This window comes from Desulfitobacterium hafniense DCB-2 (assembly GCF_000021925.1).
Taxonomy (GTDB): domain Bacteria; phylum Bacillota; class Desulfitobacteriia; order Desulfitobacteriales; family Desulfitobacteriaceae; genus Desulfitobacterium; species Desulfitobacterium hafniense.
Genome location: NC_011830.1, coordinates 3,659,277 through 3,677,544 on the forward strand (window position 1 = coordinate 3,659,277; position 18,268 = coordinate 3,677,544).

The 18,268-nt window shown below is 49.2% G+C and carries 19 protein-coding genes; 4 read left to right on the forward strand and 15 right to left on the reverse strand.

Annotated features, from left to right (window positions below; all coding sequences use genetic code 11):
• Positions 1 to 121 precede the first annotated feature (121 nt).
• The 7 genes from scpB to DHAF_RS17125 all read right to left on the reverse strand — a co-directional run bounded on the left by scpB (position 122) and on the right by DHAF_RS17125 (position 7,681).
• A complete protein-coding gene (gene scpB, locus DHAF_RS17095; protein ID WP_005811067.1) occupies positions 122 to 712 on the reverse strand; it encodes an SMC-Scp complex subunit ScpB in 591 nt (196 codons plus the stop codon).
• 3 nt (positions 713 to 715) lie between these two features.
• Positions 716 to 1,501, reverse strand: coding sequence for a segregation and condensation protein A (locus DHAF_RS17100; RefSeq protein WP_005811066.1), 786 nt, complete (start codon positions 1,499 to 1,501; stop codon positions 716 to 718).
• Positions 1,498 to 2,478, reverse strand: a complete 981-nt coding sequence (gene trpS / locus DHAF_RS17105) for a tryptophan--tRNA ligase (protein ID WP_015944601.1) — start codon at positions 2,476 to 2,478, stop codon at positions 1,498 to 1,500. The genes DHAF_RS17100 and trpS overlap by 4 nt, the downstream gene beginning before the upstream one ends.
• A 38-nt stretch (positions 2,479 to 2,516) precedes the next feature.
• Positions 2,517 to 3,161 carry a site-2 protease family protein gene (locus tag DHAF_RS17110; RefSeq protein ID WP_005811062.1) on the reverse strand — a complete coding sequence of 215 codons (645 nt, stop codon included), beginning with the start codon at positions 3,159 to 3,161 and terminating at the stop codon, positions 2,517 to 2,519.
• Positions 3,149 to 5,770: a CBS domain-containing protein gene (locus DHAF_RS17115; protein WP_005811060.1), complete on the reverse strand. Its 2,622-nt coding sequence runs from the start codon at positions 5,768 to 5,770 to the stop codon at positions 3,149 to 3,151. Before DHAF_RS17115 ends, DHAF_RS17110 begins: the two co-directional genes overlap by 13 nt.
• 138 nt (positions 5,771 to 5,908) lie before the next feature.
• A complete protein-coding gene (locus tag DHAF_RS17120; protein WP_005811059.1) occupies positions 5,909 to 6,250 on the reverse strand; it encodes a hypothetical protein in 342 nt (113 codons plus the stop codon).
• 111 nt (positions 6,251 to 6,361) lie between these two features.
• Positions 6,362 to 7,681 carry an LCP family protein gene (locus DHAF_RS17125; protein ID WP_015944602.1) on the reverse strand — a complete coding sequence of 440 codons (1,320 nt, stop codon included), beginning with the start codon at positions 7,679 to 7,681 and terminating at the stop codon, positions 6,362 to 6,364.
• 592 nt (positions 7,682 to 8,273) lie between these two features.
• Here DHAF_RS17125 and DHAF_RS17130 point away from each other — a divergent pair.
• Positions 8,274 to 8,657 carry a hypothetical protein gene (locus DHAF_RS17130; protein ID WP_005811056.1) on the forward strand — a complete coding sequence of 128 codons (384 nt, stop codon included), beginning with the start codon at positions 8,274 to 8,276 and terminating at the stop codon, positions 8,655 to 8,657.
• On the opposite strand, the gene DHAF_RS17135 is transcribed toward DHAF_RS17130, so the two are convergent.
• The 7 genes from DHAF_RS17135 to spoVAC form a co-directional block, all read right to left on the reverse strand.
• On the reverse strand, positions 8,634 to 9,668 hold the full coding sequence (locus DHAF_RS17135) for an acyl-CoA dehydratase activase (protein ID WP_005811054.1): 1,035 nt from the start codon (positions 9,666 to 9,668) through the stop codon (positions 8,634 to 8,636). The genes DHAF_RS17130 and DHAF_RS17135 overlap by 24 nt on opposite strands.
• The gene (locus DHAF_RS17140) at positions 9,655 to 10,794 is read right to left on the reverse strand and encodes a 2-hydroxyacyl-CoA dehydratase (RefSeq protein ID WP_011460229.1); all 1,140 of its coding nucleotides are present in this window, start codon (positions 10,792 to 10,794) and stop codon (positions 9,655 to 9,657) included. Before DHAF_RS17140 ends, DHAF_RS17135 begins: the two co-directional genes overlap by 14 nt.
• The gene (locus DHAF_RS17145; RefSeq protein WP_011460230.1) at positions 10,736 to 11,842 is read right to left on the reverse strand and encodes an acyl-CoA dehydratase activase-related protein; all 1,107 of its coding nucleotides are present in this window, start codon (positions 11,840 to 11,842) and stop codon (positions 10,736 to 10,738) included. The genes DHAF_RS17140 and DHAF_RS17145 overlap by 59 nt, the downstream gene beginning before the upstream one ends.
• Before the next feature lie 14 nt (positions 11,843 to 11,856).
• Positions 11,857 to 13,350, reverse strand: coding sequence for a spore germination protein (locus tag DHAF_RS17150; protein WP_005811050.1), 1,494 nt, complete (start codon positions 13,348 to 13,350; stop codon positions 11,857 to 11,859).
• A gap of 62 nt (positions 13,351 to 13,412) precedes the next feature.
• Positions 13,413 to 13,775 carry a stage V sporulation protein AE gene (gene spoVAE, locus DHAF_RS17155; protein ID WP_005811048.1) on the reverse strand — a complete coding sequence of 121 codons (363 nt, stop codon included), beginning with the start codon at positions 13,773 to 13,775 and terminating at the stop codon, positions 13,413 to 13,415.
• Positions 13,776 to 13,791: 16 nt separating this feature from the next.
• Complete coding sequence (gene spoVAD, locus DHAF_RS17160) at positions 13,792 to 14,796, reverse strand: stage V sporulation protein AD (protein WP_011460231.1); 1,005 nt, start codon at positions 14,794 to 14,796, stop codon at positions 13,792 to 13,794.
• Positions 14,797 to 14,845: 49 nt separating this feature from the next.
• Complete coding sequence (gene spoVAC, locus DHAF_RS17165; protein WP_015944604.1) at positions 14,846 to 15,313, reverse strand: stage V sporulation protein AC; 468 nt, start codon at positions 15,311 to 15,313, stop codon at positions 14,846 to 14,848.
• A gap of 200 nt (positions 15,314 to 15,513) precedes the next feature.
• On the opposite strand from spoVAC, the gene spoIIAA reads away from it, so the two are divergent.
• From spoIIAA to sigF, 3 genes are read left to right on the forward strand one after another with little or no spacing between them, the layout of a single operon-like run.
• Positions 15,514 to 15,861 (forward strand): anti-sigma F factor antagonist, encoded by a 348-nt coding sequence (spoIIAA, locus tag DHAF_RS17170; protein WP_005811044.1) that lies wholly within the window; start codon positions 15,514 to 15,516, stop codon positions 15,859 to 15,861.
• Positions 15,858 to 16,295 carry an anti-sigma F factor gene (gene spoIIAB / locus DHAF_RS17175; RefSeq protein WP_005811042.1) on the forward strand — a complete coding sequence of 146 codons (438 nt, stop codon included), beginning with the start codon at positions 15,858 to 15,860 and terminating at the stop codon, positions 16,293 to 16,295. Before spoIIAA ends, spoIIAB begins: the two co-directional genes overlap by 4 nt.
• A 13-nt stretch (positions 16,296 to 16,308) precedes the next feature.
• The gene (gene sigF, locus DHAF_RS17180; protein WP_011460233.1) at positions 16,309 to 17,091 is read left to right on the forward strand and encodes an RNA polymerase sporulation sigma factor SigF; all 783 of its coding nucleotides are present in this window, start codon (positions 16,309 to 16,311) and stop codon (positions 17,089 to 17,091) included.
• Here the strand turns inward: sigF and DHAF_RS17185 are convergent.
• Positions 17,088 to 18,230: a D-alanyl-D-alanine carboxypeptidase family protein gene (locus tag DHAF_RS17185; RefSeq protein WP_005811039.1), complete on the reverse strand. Its 1,143-nt coding sequence runs from the start codon at positions 18,228 to 18,230 to the stop codon at positions 17,088 to 17,090. The two genes, sigF and DHAF_RS17185, sit on opposite strands and share 4 nt — an antisense overlap.
• Positions 18,231 to 18,268: the final 38 nt, after the last annotated feature.

Sequence of the window (18,268 nt, forward strand, 5' to 3'; positions counted from 1 at the left end):
CTTAACAGTTTAGGATGCCCTAAGAGGGGGTATTTATGCACCCTAAATTCGTAATCGCTTACGAATTTAGAAAAAGGAGTATCGCCACTACATAAAAACGTAGTTTTGCGACACTCCCTTGTTACTCACAATCCTCATTATCTTGCCCAAACTCCCCGGCCCCCATGGACAGTTCTTCAGCCAGGGCCGCTTCCTGCATGCTCTCAAAATTCAGATCCGGCAGCTCCTCCAGGGATTTAAGCCCAAAATGAATCAGAAACTGTTCCGTAGTGCCGTAAAGAATAGGCCGGCCCGGCCCTTCCTTGCGTCCTACATCTTTGACAAGACCTTTCTCCACCAACGTCCCTAAGGAGCGATCGGATTGCACCCCACGGATAAAATCCACTTCTCCCCGGGTGACGGGTTGCTTATAGGCAATGATGGCCAACACCTCTAAAGCCGCTCCCGACAGTCCCTGGGCGGGTTGATGGTAAAGGGTTTCTATATAAGCGGACATCTCCGGTTTGGTTCCCAGCTTATAGCCTTCATTGACTTCAATCAGGGTAACCCCGCTGGCAGGTGCAGCGTAGCGCTGTTTAAGGTCATACAGTATTTCAGCAATATCCTCACTGCTTAACTGAAGGATCTCTGCTAAACGCTCCTTGGTCAGAGGTTTATCGGCAACAAATAACAGCGCTTCGACTCCCGCAATTTCTCTTTCCCGAAACAGCATATTTTACTCCCCTTCAGTAAACTCCCAAGCTTTTTCTGTAGGAAATACAAAAATCTCCTCGTTCTGCGAACTTTGTTCACAATGCACTTTTCCTGACTTCAACAGCTCCAGTAAAGCCAAAAAAGAAACAATAATCTCCATACGTTTAGTGCCCCGAATCAACTGACTGAAGCGCAGGCCGCGAGGATGCAGGATGACCCGGCGCAGTACATCATTGACCATAACTTCAATGGGGATTTCATCCGGCTCCACCGTCCTGATCTCTTCCCCCTGCTCCGCCCTCTCAATAATCCGCTGAAAAGCATGCCATAAGGCTTCAAAATGAATCCCTGCCAAAGGATCCGCCGGAGTGAATTGACTGCGCAGCCCATCCACATCAACTTCGCGAAAGTACCGCTGCCCGGAAGAGATTTGAATCTCTCCCAAAGTTTCCGCAGCCTGTTTAAAAGCCCGGTAGGCTAAAAGCCGTTCCACCAGCTCTTGGCGCGGATCCCCTTCTTCTTCGACGGTCACATCTTTAACCGGTTTGGGCAGCAAGTAGCGGGACTTGATCTGGAGAAGCTGGGCAGCTAAAACCAGAAATTCCGTGGTCACTTCCATATCCAGATCTTCCATCTGACGTACGACCTGGATAAATTGATCGGTAATCCTGGCAATGGGAATATCGTAAATATCCACTTTTTCCTGCTGGATCAGGTGCAGAAGCAGATCCATGGGACCTTGAAATGCGGGCAGCTCCACGTAAGGGGCGGTATTGGCACTATGGCTTACCGATGACCCGTTGCTCATCTCAGCCCCATCACGTGACGAACTTCTTTCATAGTTTCTTGAGTAACTTGGCGGGCTTGTTCAGCCCCCTGCTCCAAAACCCGCTCAACCTTACCAGGCTCTTCCCAAAGGGCACGGCGCTCACGGAAAGGACTGAGCAGCTTATCAAGGTTCTCGGCCAGATGACGCTTACAAGCCACACAGCCGATCTTGCCTCCGCGACAGTTTTCCTCAACTTCGGCGACTTCAGGTGTATACACCTCATGAAATTTATAGACTATACAAACTTCAGGATGACCCGGGTCATCTTTGCGCAAACGGGCCGGGTCCGTCACCATCTGCTGAACCCTTTCTTTGATCTCTGCTGTGGAAGCGGTTAAGGAGATGGTATTATTATAGCTTTTACTCATTTTACGTCCATCGACACCGGGCAACAGGGGAACTTTGCCGATCAGGGCTTTCGGTTCAGGAAAAACCGGACCATAAAGGTGATTAAAGCGTCTGGCAATTTCGCGGCACAGCTCGACATGGGGGATTTGATCTTCTCCCACCGGTACGGTATCAGCCTTATAAACCAAGATATCGGCAGCCATCAAGAGGGGATAGCCCAGGAAACCATAGGTTGAGATATCCTTGCCTCCTTCTTTGCCCAGCTGCTGCATTTGATCCTTATAGGTCGGCACCCGCTCCAGCCAGGATAGAGGGGTAATCATGGACAAAAGCAGATGCAGTTCTGCATGTTCCTTAATATGGGATTGAACAAAAATCGCCGACTGCTCCGGATCAATCCCCACACTCAGCCAATCCAGAGCAATCTCCCGGATAAGTACGCCAAAATCCAAACCATCCTCATAACCTGTCGTCAGAGCATGCTGATCCACAATTCCATAATAGCTTTGATATTCCGATTGCAGTGCGGCCCAATTCTGGATGACACTGAGATGCCCGATATGCAGGCTCCCCGTAGGGCGCATGCCGCTGAAAATTCTACCTTTCACTTATAAAACCCCTTTCAGTTGTAGGTTTTCCATTGCCTTTAGCCGATAAAAGGCGACAGCAAAAACAAAGCGGTATCACGATAAAAAGCGTAAAGGCCGGATACTGCAGGCTGCAGTATTACTCCCAAAAAGTTGGTAAATAGTATTATAACCAGAATGAACATGCCGTAAGTCTCCAGGGTATCAAGAACCTTGCTGTACCGCCCGGGAACAACCCCCCTTAAGATAGAAAAACCATCTAAAGGCGGAATCGGCAGAATATTAAACACCCCAAGACCCAAATTCATGATCACCAGGGACATGAATATTGTGGATAGTGTGCCGGTCCAGGATGAATCCTCCAGGAAGGCCAGGGTTAAGACCCAAAGCATCATGGCGATAAAAGCAACCAACAGATTGGCCAGAGGACCGGCGACCGACACCAGTACTCTCCCCCGCTCTTTATTCCCCTTGAAATAGTGGGGTTGGGTCATGACCGGCTTCGCCCAGCCAAAGGAATAAAGTACAGCCATCAGGGTACCAAAGATATCCAGGTGGACGAAGGGATTCAGAGTTAAACGTCCCTGGCTGCGGGGAGTCGGATCTCCTAAACGATCAGCCACCCAGGCGTGGGCATATTCATGAAAAGCAAACCCCACAAGTAAGGCAGGTATGTTGGCGATGATGGTGGTTAAGTTGAACACGTAGTTTCCCCCTTCGGTCGGTTTGACAAGCCATCCTTCAGCAACCCAAGCACAAATTCCTTCTCTTCTTCCTCTGTCTGCAGCTTGCCTTCCAGCCAAGCCAGACGGACCGCTTTAAGAATGCGGCCAATCTCCGGCCCTTCTTTAACTCCCCATTGTCGCAAAGCCGTGCCATCTACGGTCTGATGAATGGCCTTGACTGCTTCTGTGTAGGCTTCCAGAGAATCCCGGAAGCGTTCATCCCACAGCAGAACTTCCATGAGGAGGGCCGGTAGACCTTCAAGATACTGATCCAAACTCTTTAAAGAAATCTTTTCCCGGGCATATGGAGAAGCTTCAGAACCTTTTTCTCCCACGCCTAAGGATAGAAGTCCATCCATAATGTCAAAGAATTTATAGGCTATCCCTTTGAGCTCCCTGGCTAACCGAAGTTTTTCCTCAATTCTTTCGAACTGGGATCTGTCCATCCTGCGCAGGCAGATCAGCCATTTTCTTTCCGGGGAAATGGCTTGATTCAGCCCCGGATGAGTAAAATCCCAGGGCAGTTCGGCACCAAACCACTTGCGGAACACACCCATATCGAGCAGGGATTCTCCCATAACGCCAAACTTCAATTCAGAAAGCATATGCATGAATTCTTCCGTAAACCGTTCGATACTTAGTTTCTGTAGGACACCGGCATCTAAAGCTGTATAAAGTCCCTCCCGGGTTTCCTTGGCCAGACGAAAACCGTAACGGCCGGCAAAACGAAGAGCCCTGAGAATGCGGGTAGGATCCTCGATGAAGCTGAGATTATGAAGAAAACGGATTTCTCCTTGTTTCAGATCTCTTAAGCCCCCATAATAATCCACCAGCTCGCCATAGCGGACAGAATTAACGGCTATGGCCATGGCATTAATGGTAAAGTCACGCCGGAACATATCATCCCGCAAACGGGATTCCTCCACCTGAGGCAGTGCGCCGGGGGAAGAATAATCTTCACGGCGTGAGCTGGCTACATCCAGGTGGGAGCCATCGGCAAAATCCAAACGGGCGGTGCCAAATTGATCATGGAATACCACTTGAACGTCCTGAAGCCGCTGGGCAAGAGCCCGGGCAAAGGCATGTCCGTCTCCTTCAATGACAAAATCCAAGTCTTGGGTCGGCACCTTAAGCAGGATATCCCGCACAAATCCTCCCACTACAAATACGGAATACCCTAATTCATCGGCTACCTGTTGAGCTGCTGCCAACAAAGAGCGAATCTGCTCCGGCAACTCCTCAAGCAAGCCCAGGATATCTTCCCGCATCGCCAGACTGCGATGGCGGGTCAGTGACATTTCCGTAGGAACGGCGCTGCCATGAATAATGCGCAGAATATCGGAACGGGAAACGATCCCTGCCAGTTTTCCTTCTTCCAGAACGGGGACTCTGCCGATATCATGCTGAACCATGGTTCTTTGCACATCTTCCCAGCTGGAATCGGCCTCCACAACCACCACGTCCTTGGTCATAAATCCTTTGACCGGAGCATGGGCCAGCCCATGCTTGATGGCTTTATCCACATCCCGGCGGGAAATGATGCCCACCAGTTTTTCTCCCTGAGCTACCGGCACCCCTGTATGACCATATTTAAGCAGAATCTGCTCTACCTCGCTGAGTTTCATCTCCGGAGATACGGTTTTAACCGGATAGCTCATAATATCTCTGACCCGGTTAATGCGGTGAGCCTGCTGTGCCAATTCCCCCTTGAGTTGCTTGAGAATCTCAGCCACAGAAGCATGTTTCACAGTAGCTGAAGCAGCACGGGTATGCCCCGCTCCGCCAAAGGCCTGGGTAATGCGATTGACTTCAATCCCCCGTCCCCGGGAGCGTCCCACCAGATAGACCCGGTTTTCCATCTGAACCACCAGAAATAAAGTCTCCGCCCCTTCCATCTCTCCCACTCGATGAGCTAAAAGGGCAAGACCGCCCACATAGTCATCGCTTTCCGCCCAGGAAATATAGACAGGCTGACCGCGGAAATCCTCAGTCTTCCCATTATCCAGGAGCTGCTGCAAGAGTTCTTTTTGCTCCTCAATTAAAGGTTTACGGAGATATTCCGCCACAACTCCCAAATTCGCTCCTTGTTCAAGGAGATAGGCTACGGCTTTAACATCCCGCACTGTCGTGCTTTCAAAAAGCAGACTGCCTGTATCATCATAAATGCCCAGAGCAAGAAGGGTCGCCTCAAAAGGACTGAGCTGGACGGCCATTTTTCTGAGTTCTTCAATGAGCAACGTAGTGCAGGAACCGATGCTTTCAATATGCATCTCCTCAGTAAGGAAGCCATCATAAGGATGATGATCATAAATAACCAGAGGTATCTGCTCAAATACCCCTTCCTTAATCCCCGCAGCCCGCTGCAAATTATGGGTATCCACCAACACGATCTTTTCCACTTTGGCCCAATCCACATCCTTGGGGCGGGAAAAAGGCAGCCTGTCCCTGGCCAAGGCAATAAAATCCTGAACATAAGGGTTGGATTTCCCGTCCACGACCATCAGGCTATCCGGAAAAATCTTTTGGGCGGCGACCATGGATGCCAAAGCATCAAAATCCATTTGGCGATGGGTTAATATGACAATCATAGTTTACTTCCTTATCATTCGTTCTCACTACAAAAGATTAACCATAATTATATCATTTACCTGGCAGCTCCAGCAAGAAAAGGAACACCCATAAGCAAAGCACCTCGCGAACGAAGTGCTTTGCAGATTTCCTGTGTATTAAATACTGTCATTAATAGCTTCCATCGCTTGATCGATCTCAGCTTGAGTCAGACCCTCTTTAAGCAGCCGGTAGTTAATGGCATTCATCCAAAAAGCGGTTTTGGCACTGATCTTCTTAAAGGCTTTGGCATTCTTCTTTTCCCGCTTTTCCCGGGATTCTGCATTAGCCTGAACGATTGAGCAGGCATAACGGCCTTTGATGCGGGTATCTTGATCCATTTCCTCAAAGGTGGTATTTAAACATTCAATCAGGCTCTTATAGTATTGAGAGAACTCATCAAAGGGAATCTCATCATCCATATGTAAATACTCTTTCAACTTCTCGAACAACTTATCCATCCAATAACCTCCATTTTGTATCCTCTATCCATCTAGGAATGCCTCAAATATTATACCTTTGTTTACAGGAAATGACAAGGTACTTCTTATGCAAAGGCTTAGTCAGGACACTTAATCAAGGACTTCGAAGGTTATCTCCCCATCCTGAGGCTGTGAACCCTTCCCTTTAGAGGGAACTTGAGGTTTTTCCTTTGTTGTTTGGGGTTGTGTTTCTGATTCTTTGACTTCGGTGGTCAGAACTTCAACGGTTATCGACCCTTGATCCTCATCCTGAGCCTTCTCCTTCACATCGTCCGTTTCGCTCTCAGGCTTGGCTTCTTTGCTTGCCGGAGGTTGGGCAGGCACATGAACCTTTTGGATGGTTTCGAAAATTGGGGAGGTTTTACCCTGGAAAAGCTGGTTCAGTATGACCTTGGTCTCCTTCGGGTTCACCTTCCAATAGCTGATTCCCTCTTCATCCGAAAATTGACCCGGAAGAGTTTGATTGATCACTTCATAGGTGTCTTTATTTTTAAAGGCCATGGCTAAGGCCCAGATTTGCCCCAGATTGAGATTGGTATCTATGGCCTGATAGACCTTAGGGATGATGATGGGAAGCTTGGGAATATTCCGGGGGGTCGTGGCTTCAGCTACAATAGCTTTTATCACTTCCTGCTGCCGGGAAGTTCGGGTAATATCCGCCAGTTCATCATTGCGAAAACGGGCATATTGCAAGGCCTGGGTGCCATTGAGACGTTGGACACCTTTTTTAAGATTGATAAAACGGTCCTGGGCCTCTCCCGTATCGTAGTACATATCTTTTTCCACATCAATGGTAATGCCGCCCAAGCCGTCCACAATATTTTTAAACCCTTGGAAATTGGTTAAGACATAACCGTCAATGGGGGTACCCAGCAGCTCCTGCAAATACTGTTGGGTTGAGATTGGTCCCTTTTGCAAACGCGCTATGGCATTGACCTTTTCTTTTTTTTGATTAAGAATAACCTGAGTATCCCGGGGAACAGAAAGCAACACCATTTTTTTGCTCTTTTGATCCAAGCTGGCTACCATCAGAGTATCCGTATTGCTGAGTGCTTCACCGGGACGGTTATCCATACCAATAAGCAACACTGTAACCCGGTCCTTCAGGGAAAGTTCACTGGAGATTTCATCGCTTAGAGTATTCTCGGGCAATGCTTCGTCCGCTGTGTTTTTTAAATCTCCTGCTGCACCGGGACCGGAGGAGTCTTGATTCTGAGCTATATTCTCCTCCTGGGAAGTTGTTTGGAGCATGTTCCTGCTGCGTGCTTCCTGGCCAAAAAGATCCTGTCTCCCCGAAAACAAAACCACAGCAAACACAATGACAATCCCCAGACCAAAGCCCAGAACAGCATTAAATCCATAAGTATGAATGAAGTGAATCAGCCGATTCTTAAGATTCTTTTTGTCCATCTTTCCTCACTCCATATCCATAAAAATTCCCTCCCATAGCATCAAACAATTTGCAAGGCATTATACACCCTGGAGAAAATTTTTTCGCTTAAAAAAATGGAAATGACAAAAACGGTTCGGGTCGCGTAGCTTTACGCACAACGCGCACTCCATAGCTCCAGGGCTGGTTCACTCGCTTTCTTAACAGTATCTGCGGCGGAGAAAGGTTGGAAACAGGACGTTTCCAACCCGCCATTGAGAACAAGTGCGAAAGCAGTGCTTTCGAGGAGCGATTTGGCGGGGTATCTTTCGGAGCGGAGGGCTTTGAGCATTAGTTTTGTCCGCGCAGCTTATTGAGCGACCGGCGTAAAGTAAAATTCTGGAGAATCAACCTTCGGCCTTTTTCAAGGCGGAGTAGCAAATCGCAATAAATTGGAATATAATACCATGTCAATACCTTGTCATTTTCATCTCTCTAAATTATGTTCATTCAAAATAAGGCTTAAACATCTATGACATGAAAAAGGCTTGGGCATGGTTTTCTTATCCCAGCACAAGCCACTCTCTCTACTTCGGCTGACCCCACTTAAATCGGTTTGAATGGAGGTAGCCTATGAACTCCTCTCTGTTCGGTGCACGGGGATCTTATGACTACTCAGGAAATTGCTATCCCAGTTCCCCTTATCCTTATGGGCATCAAGGGGTGTATTCCACTTATTCAAATCCCTATCCACAATACACCTATCCTCAGTACACCTATCCTTATGGCCATGCCCATCCAGCTTATGAGCACCATTCTCTTCCTTCTTATCCCTATCCCCTGATCACTCCGGCCCAACCTCCTGTACAGCCCCCTGCCCTCGTTTACCCCAACACCCTAACCTATGGCTGGGGTGAGCCAAGGATTATCATTCCTGACCGGGGCCTGGAGACCATTCTGATCGCCATCTTAATTCTGGTTGCTCTGGATCTCCTATTTGTGAGACCCAGACGCTAAGTTCTGTTGGTCTCTTACCTCAGCTATTTCTATAGGCTCCACATCCGCAACAGACCATTTCCCGCACCGATCTCCCCAACGGGTCAGCACCTTATCCTCTTGCCTGATCTCCACCACTTCGCAGTGATTGCTGCAGCCTTTGCAATCAAAGCTCCGAGCCTTAAAATGACTTTCAGCCATCTTCAACCCCCGGAAGTTCGTGGTCGGACTCTTTTTGTTCAGGAAACGTTCTTGAGCCAGAAAAGCAGCGCCCAAGGCTCCCATGACTGAAAAGTGCTCAGGAACAATGACCTCTTGGCCCAGCTCTTCTTCAAAGGCTTGGCGAATACCCGGATTGGCTGCCACACCCCCCTGGAAAAATACCGGCCCCAGGATCTCTTTGTTTTTCCCTACATTATTGAGATAGTTGCGCACCATGGCCTGGCATAGCCCGGCGATAATATCCGGGAGAGGATGACCTAATTGCTGCTTATGAATCATATCCGACTCCGCAAAAACGGAACACCGACCAGCGATGCGTACAGGATGTTGGGCTTTTAAGGCCAATACCCCAAATTCTTCGATGGGAATCCCTAAACGTGAGGCCTGCTGATCCAAAAATGACCCGGTTCCTGCCGCACAGACCGTATTCATAGCGAAGTCCACCACAACCCCATTGCGCAGGATGATGATTTTAGAATCCTGTCCGCCGATTTCTAAAATGGTTTGGACTTTGGCATTCATCCGAGAAGCGGCTACAGCATGAGCCGTGATTTCATTTTTCACCACATCGGCCCCTAACAGGGTAGCCGCTAACTGACGGGCGCTGCCCGTGGTTCCCACTCCCTTGATCTCCGCCGCAGAGCCGATACAGGCGCGCAACTCCCGCATCCCTTCCTGAATCGTCTGCATAGGGCGGCCCTGGGTCCGCAAATACATGGTCTGGGCTATGGTTCCATCTTCATAGAGGAGCACGATATTGGTACTGACCGAACCTACATCGACTCCCAGAAAATATTTACTTACCGGCAAGATCCAACACTCCCTCGTTGTTCACTCTTCTCTTCAGACGGGACCGCTCCAACAAATCCACAAAAGCTTCAATCCGGGTTTGCACTCCGGCTTTTCCTGTATGTTCGTCCACGGTCAAGGTCATAATGGGTATGCCGTAATCCTCTTGAACCTTGGGCAGAATGCTGGAGGCTACAATCTCCGGCATACAGCCCAGGGGCAGGAGCTGAACGACTCCATCATAGCCCTCCTGGGCGAACTTGATGGCGGCGCCGATAGTTTCCTGGGCATGGCCCCCGACAAAATGACCTAAGTAAGGTTTGGCTAAAGAATAATAGGATTTCAGGGGACGGTAGCCTTGAGCCAAACCCCGGAAAACATGCTGGCCTACCCACCCCGACAGGTAGATGGAACGATCCACTACCGCTCCCAGGTTGCCCAATTCCTTCTCCACATCCATGGAAATAAAGGGCTCCAATAGGGTATATATTTCGCCGACTACCGCGATTTTCAGCAGCTCTTCTCCCTCGTAACCGGCGCTGTTTCCCAGTTTTTGCTCCATCTCTTCCTTAAGCCATTGCAGAACATCCTTCATCCCTTGATCCGTCATCGCCTGAACTAAACGCCCTTTAGCCTCTTCATAAAGGTGATCAGCCAGCTTGGCATCCTTGACAAGGGGACGAAAACCATGGAACCTATCTTCGATCTGATCCAGGACCACACTCTTTCGATAAGCGAAAAGCATGGCTTTAAGAATGCGGTTCCAGGTGTTCTTGGCACCGGCCAGCTTGCGAATCCGCTCGGTAAGCCCCAACAGACTGCCATCAGGAGGCTCCAGGGTGATGACATCAAAGGGATATCCTGCTTCCTGTAAAATCTCCCTTTCCATTTCGCCGTAATAGCCAAAACGGCAAGGACCGATTCCCCCTGTGATCAGAGCCGTATCCGCTCCTTGGGCCGCAGCCTGGACAAAATTCCCCAGGTTCAGTTTAAGGGGGAGACAGAAGGACTCCGGGGCCAGCTGGGTTCCTATGTTTAGGGTCTCTTTGCTGTTGGGCGGTGGCACCACATAGTCCACAGCCAAGTTCTCAAGTAAGGCTTGAATCACGATCCAAGCGTTCCCCATATGAGGAAAGGTGACTTTCATAATCCCTCCTCCTTTCCAGCATGTCGAGAAAGGCTTCGATCCGGGTGACCACCCCTGCCTCGCCACTGTGTTCATCTAAAGTAAGCACTAAATAGGGTTTTTGGTTCTGGCGGGCACGGCGGGCCAGTAAATCGTTAGTCATGGAATCCGTTCCGCAGCCGAAACAGGACAAATAAATTAAACCCTCGATTTCCGGATCCTCCACATAGACAGCACCCGCCCCGAAGATCTTTTTGGCATGGCTCCAAAAGATTTTTTTCTGAAGTTTGCTATGCTGCTCTTCAACAGGGGATGGGCCTATGTTCTCCACTACCACGACCTGGGCCTTTTCACGCAGCCGCTGCAACAAGTTCATATTGGCATAGGATTCATAGGTCAGATAGCTATGCCCCACCAGGGCAATCTTGGGACCCTTCTCCCGGCACCCGGAGCGGACGGCCTGGTCCAGCAGCCACCCATCTTCAAAATCCTCAGGCTTTTGGCGGCGCCCCACTTGCTTAAATCCCAAATCCTTTAACTTCATAGGTTCTGCTAAAGCCTCAAAGCATTGCATGCTTTCAGTAAAGGACCAACCGCTATGACGCATTCTTTGGTAGGCTTTCTGCCAACGCTGAGCTTCAGCAAAGGCTTCCCTGATCCGGCCTTTAGTAGCCCTAAGCGTCCCTCCGAAGGCCATAAGCTGTTTTAAAACTTCCCTCTTCCCTTCCCGCCAGTTAATATCTACGGTGTACAGCTGTACGCCCGCAGGAAGGGCATAGAGAACACTCTCCGGAAGCCCGAGAATTTTGGGACAGAGATAGGTATTTTTCTCCATGCTCACCAAACGGGGAAGAAAAATTCCATCCACATCACTTAAAACGGTGAGATGCCCGACCAGAATCTTTACCGGCAAACAAGTTTCATCAGGGGCCTTTTTGAGGCCGCTTTCCATAATCTCCCGATTGGTTAGGGGAGAAGTAACCAGTTCGATTCCTAATTTATAAAAAAACCCTGCCCAAAAAGGATAATATTCGTAGTACATTAAAGCCCGTGGAAACCCTAATCGCATAGTATCCTCCTTAGCTATTTTTCATCATGCCCTTGGGGCTGGCGGATGGTATCTTTCGGCTTAAGAATACTGGGCCGCTTATTCTTGATAGGAAGAGGAGACCGCACCAGAACGGTGCCCAAGGCTTTTATATCCAAAGGCAATAATGGCCATAAATAAGGAACACCGAAAGATTTCGTCCTCCACAGCAGGAAGAACAGGATCAGTACCCCGATGGCCAAACCGATGAAATTATTGAGGGCTACCATGACCAAAAGGAACAAACGAGCCAGACGGTTGGCCTGGGCCAGCTCATAACTGGGCGTGGCAAAGGTACCTACTGTGACAATGGCAATGTAAACAATAATTTCCTGAGCAAAAAGCCCAACCTTGATGGCCACATCACCAATCATAAAGGTAGCAATCAAACCCAGGGCTACAGTCAGGGGCCCCGGTGTGTGAATGGCAGCCATGCGGACTAAATCCACCCCAAATTCCGCAAGAAACACCTGAGGAATCAACCCGATCTTCCCTACTTCCTGAATGCCTAAAAATTGCAGCCATTCGGGAAGGAGGTGAGGATTTAAGGCACAGGCCAGCCATAGAGGCAAAAGGAAAAGAGCTGCAAAAATCCCCATAAAGCGAACCCAGCGCAAATAGGCGCCGACGATGGGTTCCTGACGGTACTCTTCCGCGTGCTGGGTATGGGACCAAAAGGTAGCCGGAGCAATCATCACCGAAGGAGAAGTATCCACCAAGACCACTACATGGCCTTCCAGCAAATGAACAGCTGCCACATCCGGCCGTTCCGTATAGCGCACCCGGGGATAGGGATTCCAAATCTTGCTGCCGAGAATGAACTCCTCCACACTTTTTTCCGCCATAGGAATGCCATCGATCTTGATCTTCTGAATTTCTTCAGATATCTCCTTGACCAAATCATCGTTGGTTATATCCTCAATATAGGCCACACAGACATCGGTTTTGGACCGTCTCCCTACCTGCATTAATTTCAGCCTGAGTTTCGGATCCCGCAAACGACGGCGGATGAGGGCCGTATTAAAAGCTAAGGTCTCCGTAAAGCCATCCCTGGCCCCCCGGGTAACCCGTTCAATATCCGGCTCACTGGGAGAGCGGGCCGGAAAACTGCGGGCATCAATGATGATCGCTTTTTCCTGACCTTCGACGAACAGAGCCATAGGGCCGGACAAAATGAAGTAGAGGATTTTATCCATGGTATCCACTTCAGATACCTGGAGGCCCACAATACGGCCTTTCACCAGGGTCTGCAGGGTATTCACCACGAGGTCCGCCCGCTCAAGCTCCACAAGGGCTTCGAGGATAATGCTGACAACCTGGGTATCCACCATACCATTCACAGAGTAAATGGCTATTTTCTTGCCGCCAATGGTCATTTCCCGCAGGACAATATCAAAATTATCGGGAACCCCCAGTTCCCGATTAAGATAGTCCAGATTCTTTTGGTAATGTTTACTGACTTTAACATTGCTTTCACTTGAATTATCCAAATTACCGCCTCCAGACCCACTTCCCGTTCATCCTTTAATCGGGTTCAAGTTTCATCACCGGCTTAGCCCTTGGGATTAAAGGTTACAGAAACCAAATAGCCAAAAAAGACCGCCGCTGCAATCCCCACGGCTGTCGCCTCGACCCCGCCTGAAAAAGCTCCGATCAGGCCTTTTTCTCCCACAGCCTCTATGGCTCCTTTAGCCAGGGAATAGCCGAATCCTGACAGTGGGACCGACGCTCCGGCTCCGGCAAATTTTACTAAGGGTTCATAGACGCCGAGAGCGCCCAAAACGGCTCCGCCGGTGACGAAGGTTACCAACACATGAGCCGGAGTGAAGGTGGGTTTCGTTAAATCCATCAGCAGCTGACCAACTACGCAAATCAGGCCGCCTACCACAAACGCTGGAATAATCTGCTCAAACATTGCTCTTCCTCCTTTATCAAGCCTCAATGACTACAGCATGCCCTATTCCTGGAATGGACTCTCCCTGCAGGCTGGAAGTAGGACTATGTAAGGCCCCGCTCCCCACGAGAAGGACTCTTTTATACTGACCGGATTTGATCTTTTCCATAATATGTCCGGCAAAGACCACTGCCGAGCAGCCGCAGCCACTGGCACCGGCATGAGCGTCCTGACTTTTGTCATAAATCAATACGCCGCAGTCCGAGAAATTCTGGAAATGGAGCCCCGACTTTTTCAGTACTTCTTGAGTAAGATTTAATCCTACACTGCCTAAATCACCGGAAATAATCAGATCATAGTCCTCTGGTGTCCGATTCATATCCTGAAAATGATTGATAACCGTATCGGCTACAGCCGGAGCCATGGCGGCTCCCATATTATTGGCATCTGTTTCCCCAAAATCCACAATCCTGCCGATGGTGGCAGCAGTAATCCGCGGCCCCTCCCCGCTCTGACCAAGAACGAGACTGCCTGCCCCGGTCACCGTCCATTGGGCACTCATCGCCCGTTGCCCCCCCTGCTCTGTAGGCAGGCGATACTGGCGTTCGGCTGTATCATGATGACTGGATACTCCCACCAGCACCTTGCGGGCAAAGCCCCCGTCAATGAGCATGGTTCCCACCGACATGCTCAAGGCCATGGTGGAACAGGCCCCATAGAGCCCGATGAAAGGGATGCCCATGGTGCGGGCAGCAAAATTCGCCGAAATGATCTGATTCAGCAAATCCCCGGCCAACAGGTAATCGATCTCATCCTTCTTGATTTGGGATTGCTTGACAGCCCCTTCCATGGCTTCCTCCAACATTTTGGTTTCCGCGACTTCCCAGGATGTATTGCCATTGATATTATCTTGCCATACCTTGTTGAAGGTCTTGCCCAAAGGGCCCTGACCCTCCATAGGGCCAACTACGGAATAAGAGGAGAGAATTACGGACGGATTCGAGAAAACCACCGTTTGATTGCCTATGCGTTTTAGGTTCATTTCTTTTTCATCCCCCGTTTCATTTACTTTACATACTAAGGACGGTTGATCAGCGCAGGAAATAGGTGATGAGCCCTATAGCAATCGAAGCCGCAATCCCGTAAACCAATACCGGCCCCGCTACGGTAAATAATTTGGCGCCGACACCCATCACATAACCTTCCCGTTTAAACTCCAAGGCCGGGGATACTATGGAGTTGGCAAATCCTGTGACCGGGACGATGGAGCCGGCCCCGGCAAATCTTCCGATTTCATCATAGATACCCAACCCGGTGAGGAGTGCCCCCAAGAGAATCAGGAAGGCTGTTGCCGCCGTTGAGGCGTCATCTTTGGGCAGCCCCATCTGAACTAAAAAATTAATGACAATTTGTCCGAAAGCGCAAATGATTCCACCTACCAGGAAAGCCCTGATGATATTTTTCATGAACGTAGGCTTTGGAGTCATAGATTGTGTGAGCTCTTTGTACTCCTCAGGAGTCACATTAAGAGTTGGTGGTCGCAGTTTTTGGTCAGCCAAGGAAATCACTCCTTTCGTTATCCCTGTTAATCCTTGTCAATAGTGCTAACACATAGTATGAATCTGGAATTCCCTTTTTATGCGGTCCTCCAAATTCTCTGCCATATTTTCCTTTATATAAATATTTTTTACACTTAAGCAGGAAAATTATGGATGTCGTCGAATTGAACTTTGAGAAGACTCAATAGGGGGGAACACCATTGCTTATTGACAAAAAACTGGAGCGTCAGACCTTGCTCTTGACCTTAAAGGGAGAACTTGACATGAATACCTCTGAAAGTCTACGCCAGACCATAGATAGTGAGATTGAACGTCGTGGAGTGCGAACAGTCATACTTAATCTGGAAGACATCAGTTTTATCGACAGTTCGGGGCTGGGGGTTATTCTTGGGCGTTACAAGAAGCTTCTCCCCATGGGGGGGAAAGTGATCATCACCCGGGTACCTCCCCATATCTATAAGATCATGGAATTATCCGGTCTCCCACGTATCATTCAATTCGAAGATATTCTGAACCAGGAAGATGGAAGGAAGGGAAAAACTGTATGAAAAGAAACCTTTTAGATCTTAAGTTCTCTAGTCTGGGCGAGAATGTGGGAATCGCCCGGATGCTGATTGCCTCCGTCGGGGCCCAACTGGACCTTTCACTCAACGATATTGAGGAACTTAAGGTCGTCGTCAGTGAAGCGGTTTCCAATGCAATTATTCATGGTTATGCCAATCATCCGGACAAGCTGGTTCAATTAATCATTGAACAAAATCCTGAAGCCTTAAAAATCATTGTCAAGGATGAGGGGTGTGGCATACCCGACGTGGAGCAAGCCATGCAGCCGGCCTTCAGCACGGATCCTGAGCGCATGGGGCTGGGATTTGTCTTCATGCAATCCTTCATGGATGATCTCCAGGTGGAGTCAGCAGTCAATCAAGGGACCACTGTCACAATGATTAAACAACTTGACAATATCCAGCCCTCCACGCATTAGGGGGGATAGAATGATGATTCAAAGACTAACGGAAATGAACCTTCCCCGCTTCCCTCTTTTATCGGACGAAGAGATGATGGATCTGCTCCATCGCGCCCAAAACGGTGATGCTGAAGCCAGAGAGCGGCTGATCAACTGCAATCTTAAACTGATCTTCAATCTTGTCCAACGCTTTTCTCACCGCGGGTATGAGCTGGAGGATCTCTTTCAAATCGGCACCATCGGTCTGATCAAGGCTATCGACAAATTTGACTTTACTTATGGCGTCAAGTTCTCCACCTATGCAGTCCCCATGATTATCGGGGAGATCCGCCGTTTCCTGCGGGACGATCATCCCGTTAAGGTCCCCCGCTCCTACAAAGAGCTGGTTTATAAAGTCAATAAGGCCCGGGAAAGCCTGTCGGCAACCTTGGGCCGGGACCCTACCATCGGCGAAATCGCAGAAAGTATCGGAGTCGATCGAGAAGACATTGTATCTGCCTTAGAAGCGGTCCAAAGTCCTACTTCCATTCATGATACCCTCTATCAAGATGACTCCGATCCCATCTATATTTTGGATCAACTTCCTATGGAGAAGGATTTGGAGGCCGGTTGGTTTGAAAAGATTGCCCTGAAAGAGGTTCTGGACAAACTCCCTGAACGGGAAAAACGAGTTTTGATGATGCGTTTTTATGAAGATAAGACCCAAAGTGAGATCGCAGCCCTCCTTAACCTTTCCCAAGTCCAAATCTCAAGGATCGAGCGGGCTGCTCTGCACCGTATTCGCCAGTATCTCCATGAACCCGAGCATGATTAAAATCCAAATACTCCTTCGAAAGTACGAAGAATTTGCTTGCCAATTCCTGCTTTCTCGATATCCTTTTCGGCCACCAGATTCACGGAGGCCATTAATTCATTATCGCGATAGAGAAGGATTTCCCCCACCTTTTGACCCGCTTTCACAGGCGCTTCCACATCTGGGTTGAGCTTCGTCTCGGCCCAGATGTTTTTGTCGCTGCCTTTCGGCACGGTGACTCCCAGGGCTTTTTCCGTAACAGCTACCAGATCTTCCTCCATTCCCTTGCGGACCTTAATCACTCCTTGTTTCTGACCAACGGGGGCATATTCTTTATAGGCATAGTTGGCGAAGCCATAATTGTACAGCTTCATGGATTCCGTAAAATGTCCCCTGACCTGAGGAACTCCCATGACCACTGCAATCAGGCGCAGCCCATCCCGCTCGACGGTGGAGGCAAGGCAATAATTCGCTTCACTGGTCCAACCGGTTTTAAAGCCATCGGCTCCCTCATACCACCACAGCAGCTTATTGGTATTCCAGAGCTTGAATTTACCCCCGCGCAAATCATACTCTTTCATATTTGTCAATTTGCGGACCAGAGGATACTTTAAAGCTTCACGACCCATCAGGGCCAGATCATAGGCACTGGTATAGTGTCCTTGTGCCGGTAAACCATAGGCATTGACAAAATGGGTATGATTAGCGCCAATCTCCTTGGCCTTCTTATTCATCTCTTCCACAAAGGCCTCGTGAGTGCCGCTGATATGTTCTCCTACGGCATAACAGGCATCATTGGCCGAGCCCACCGCGATCGAAATCAACATCTCTTCCAGAGAAAAGGTCTCCCCCGGCTCCAGATAGATTTGCGAACCGCCTAAACTGCTGGCCCCTTCACTGGCGGTTACTTTATCGGTGAGGCTGACCCGTCCCGATTCAACCGCCTCCGCGGCCACTAACAAAGTCATCAACTTGGTCACGCTGGCCGGCGGCAGTTCTTTATGGATTTCTTTTTCAAAAAGTATTTGACCGGACTTAGCATCCATCAGAATCGCACTCGCTGCCTCGGTCTCCAGTACGGCACCATAGGCCTGATGGGGAACGGCCAGATTGCCAATGAATAACGCCAAAGCAAAAACCCACGATAATGTTTTACGCATTCGTTTTAACCCCCTTACGAAACATATTTATTCTATTA

What these genes read in the sequence shown, in the direction of transcription:
- spoVAE (WP_005811048.1), bottom strand. Translation starts at nt 13,775, where the DNA reads ATGTTTGAGCAGATTATTCCAGCGTTTGTGGTAGGCGGCCTGATTTGC.
- DHAF_RS17120 (WP_005811059.1), bottom strand. Translation starts at nt 6,250, where the DNA reads ATGGATAAGTTGTTCGAGAAGTTGAAAGAGTATTTACATATGGATGAT.
- spoIIAB (WP_005811042.1), top strand. Translation starts at nt 15,858, where the DNA reads ATGAAAAGAAACCTTTTAGATCTTAAGTTCTCTAGTCTGGGCGAGAAT.
- spoVAD (WP_011460231.1), bottom strand. Translation starts at nt 14,796, where the DNA reads ATGAACCTAAAACGCATAGGCAATCAAACGGTGGTTTTCTCGAATCCG.
- DHAF_RS17185 (WP_005811039.1), bottom strand. Translation starts at nt 18,230, where the DNA reads ATGCGTAAAACATTATCGTGGGTTTTTGCTTTGGCGTTATTCATTGGC.
- DHAF_RS17100 (WP_005811066.1), bottom strand. Translation starts at nt 1,501, where the DNA reads ATGAGCAACGGGTCATCGGTAAGCCATAGTGCCAATACCGCCCCTTAC.
- DHAF_RS17140 (WP_011460229.1), bottom strand. Translation starts at nt 10,794, where the DNA reads ATGAAAGTCACCTTTCCTCATATGGGGAACGCTTGGATCGTGATTCAA.
- DHAF_RS17130 (WP_005811056.1), top strand. Translation starts at nt 8,274, where the DNA reads ATGAACTCCTCTCTGTTCGGTGCACGGGGATCTTATGACTACTCAGGA.
- DHAF_RS17145 (WP_011460230.1), bottom strand. Translation starts at nt 11,842, where the DNA reads ATGCGATTAGGGTTTCCACGGGCTTTAATGTACTACGAATATTATCCT.
- DHAF_RS17115 (WP_005811060.1), bottom strand. Translation starts at nt 5,770, where the DNA reads ATGATTGTCATATTAACCCATCGCCAAATGGATTTTGATGCTTTGGCA.
- sigF (WP_011460233.1), top strand. Translation starts at nt 16,309, where the DNA reads ATGATTCAAAGACTAACGGAAATGAACCTTCCCCGCTTCCCTCTTTTA.
- DHAF_RS17125 (WP_015944602.1), bottom strand. Translation starts at nt 7,681, where the DNA reads ATGGACAAAAAGAATCTTAAGAATCGGCTGATTCACTTCATTCATACT.
- scpB (WP_005811067.1), bottom strand. Translation starts at nt 712, where the DNA reads ATGCTGTTTCGGGAAAGAGAAATTGCGGGAGTCGAAGCGCTGTTATTT.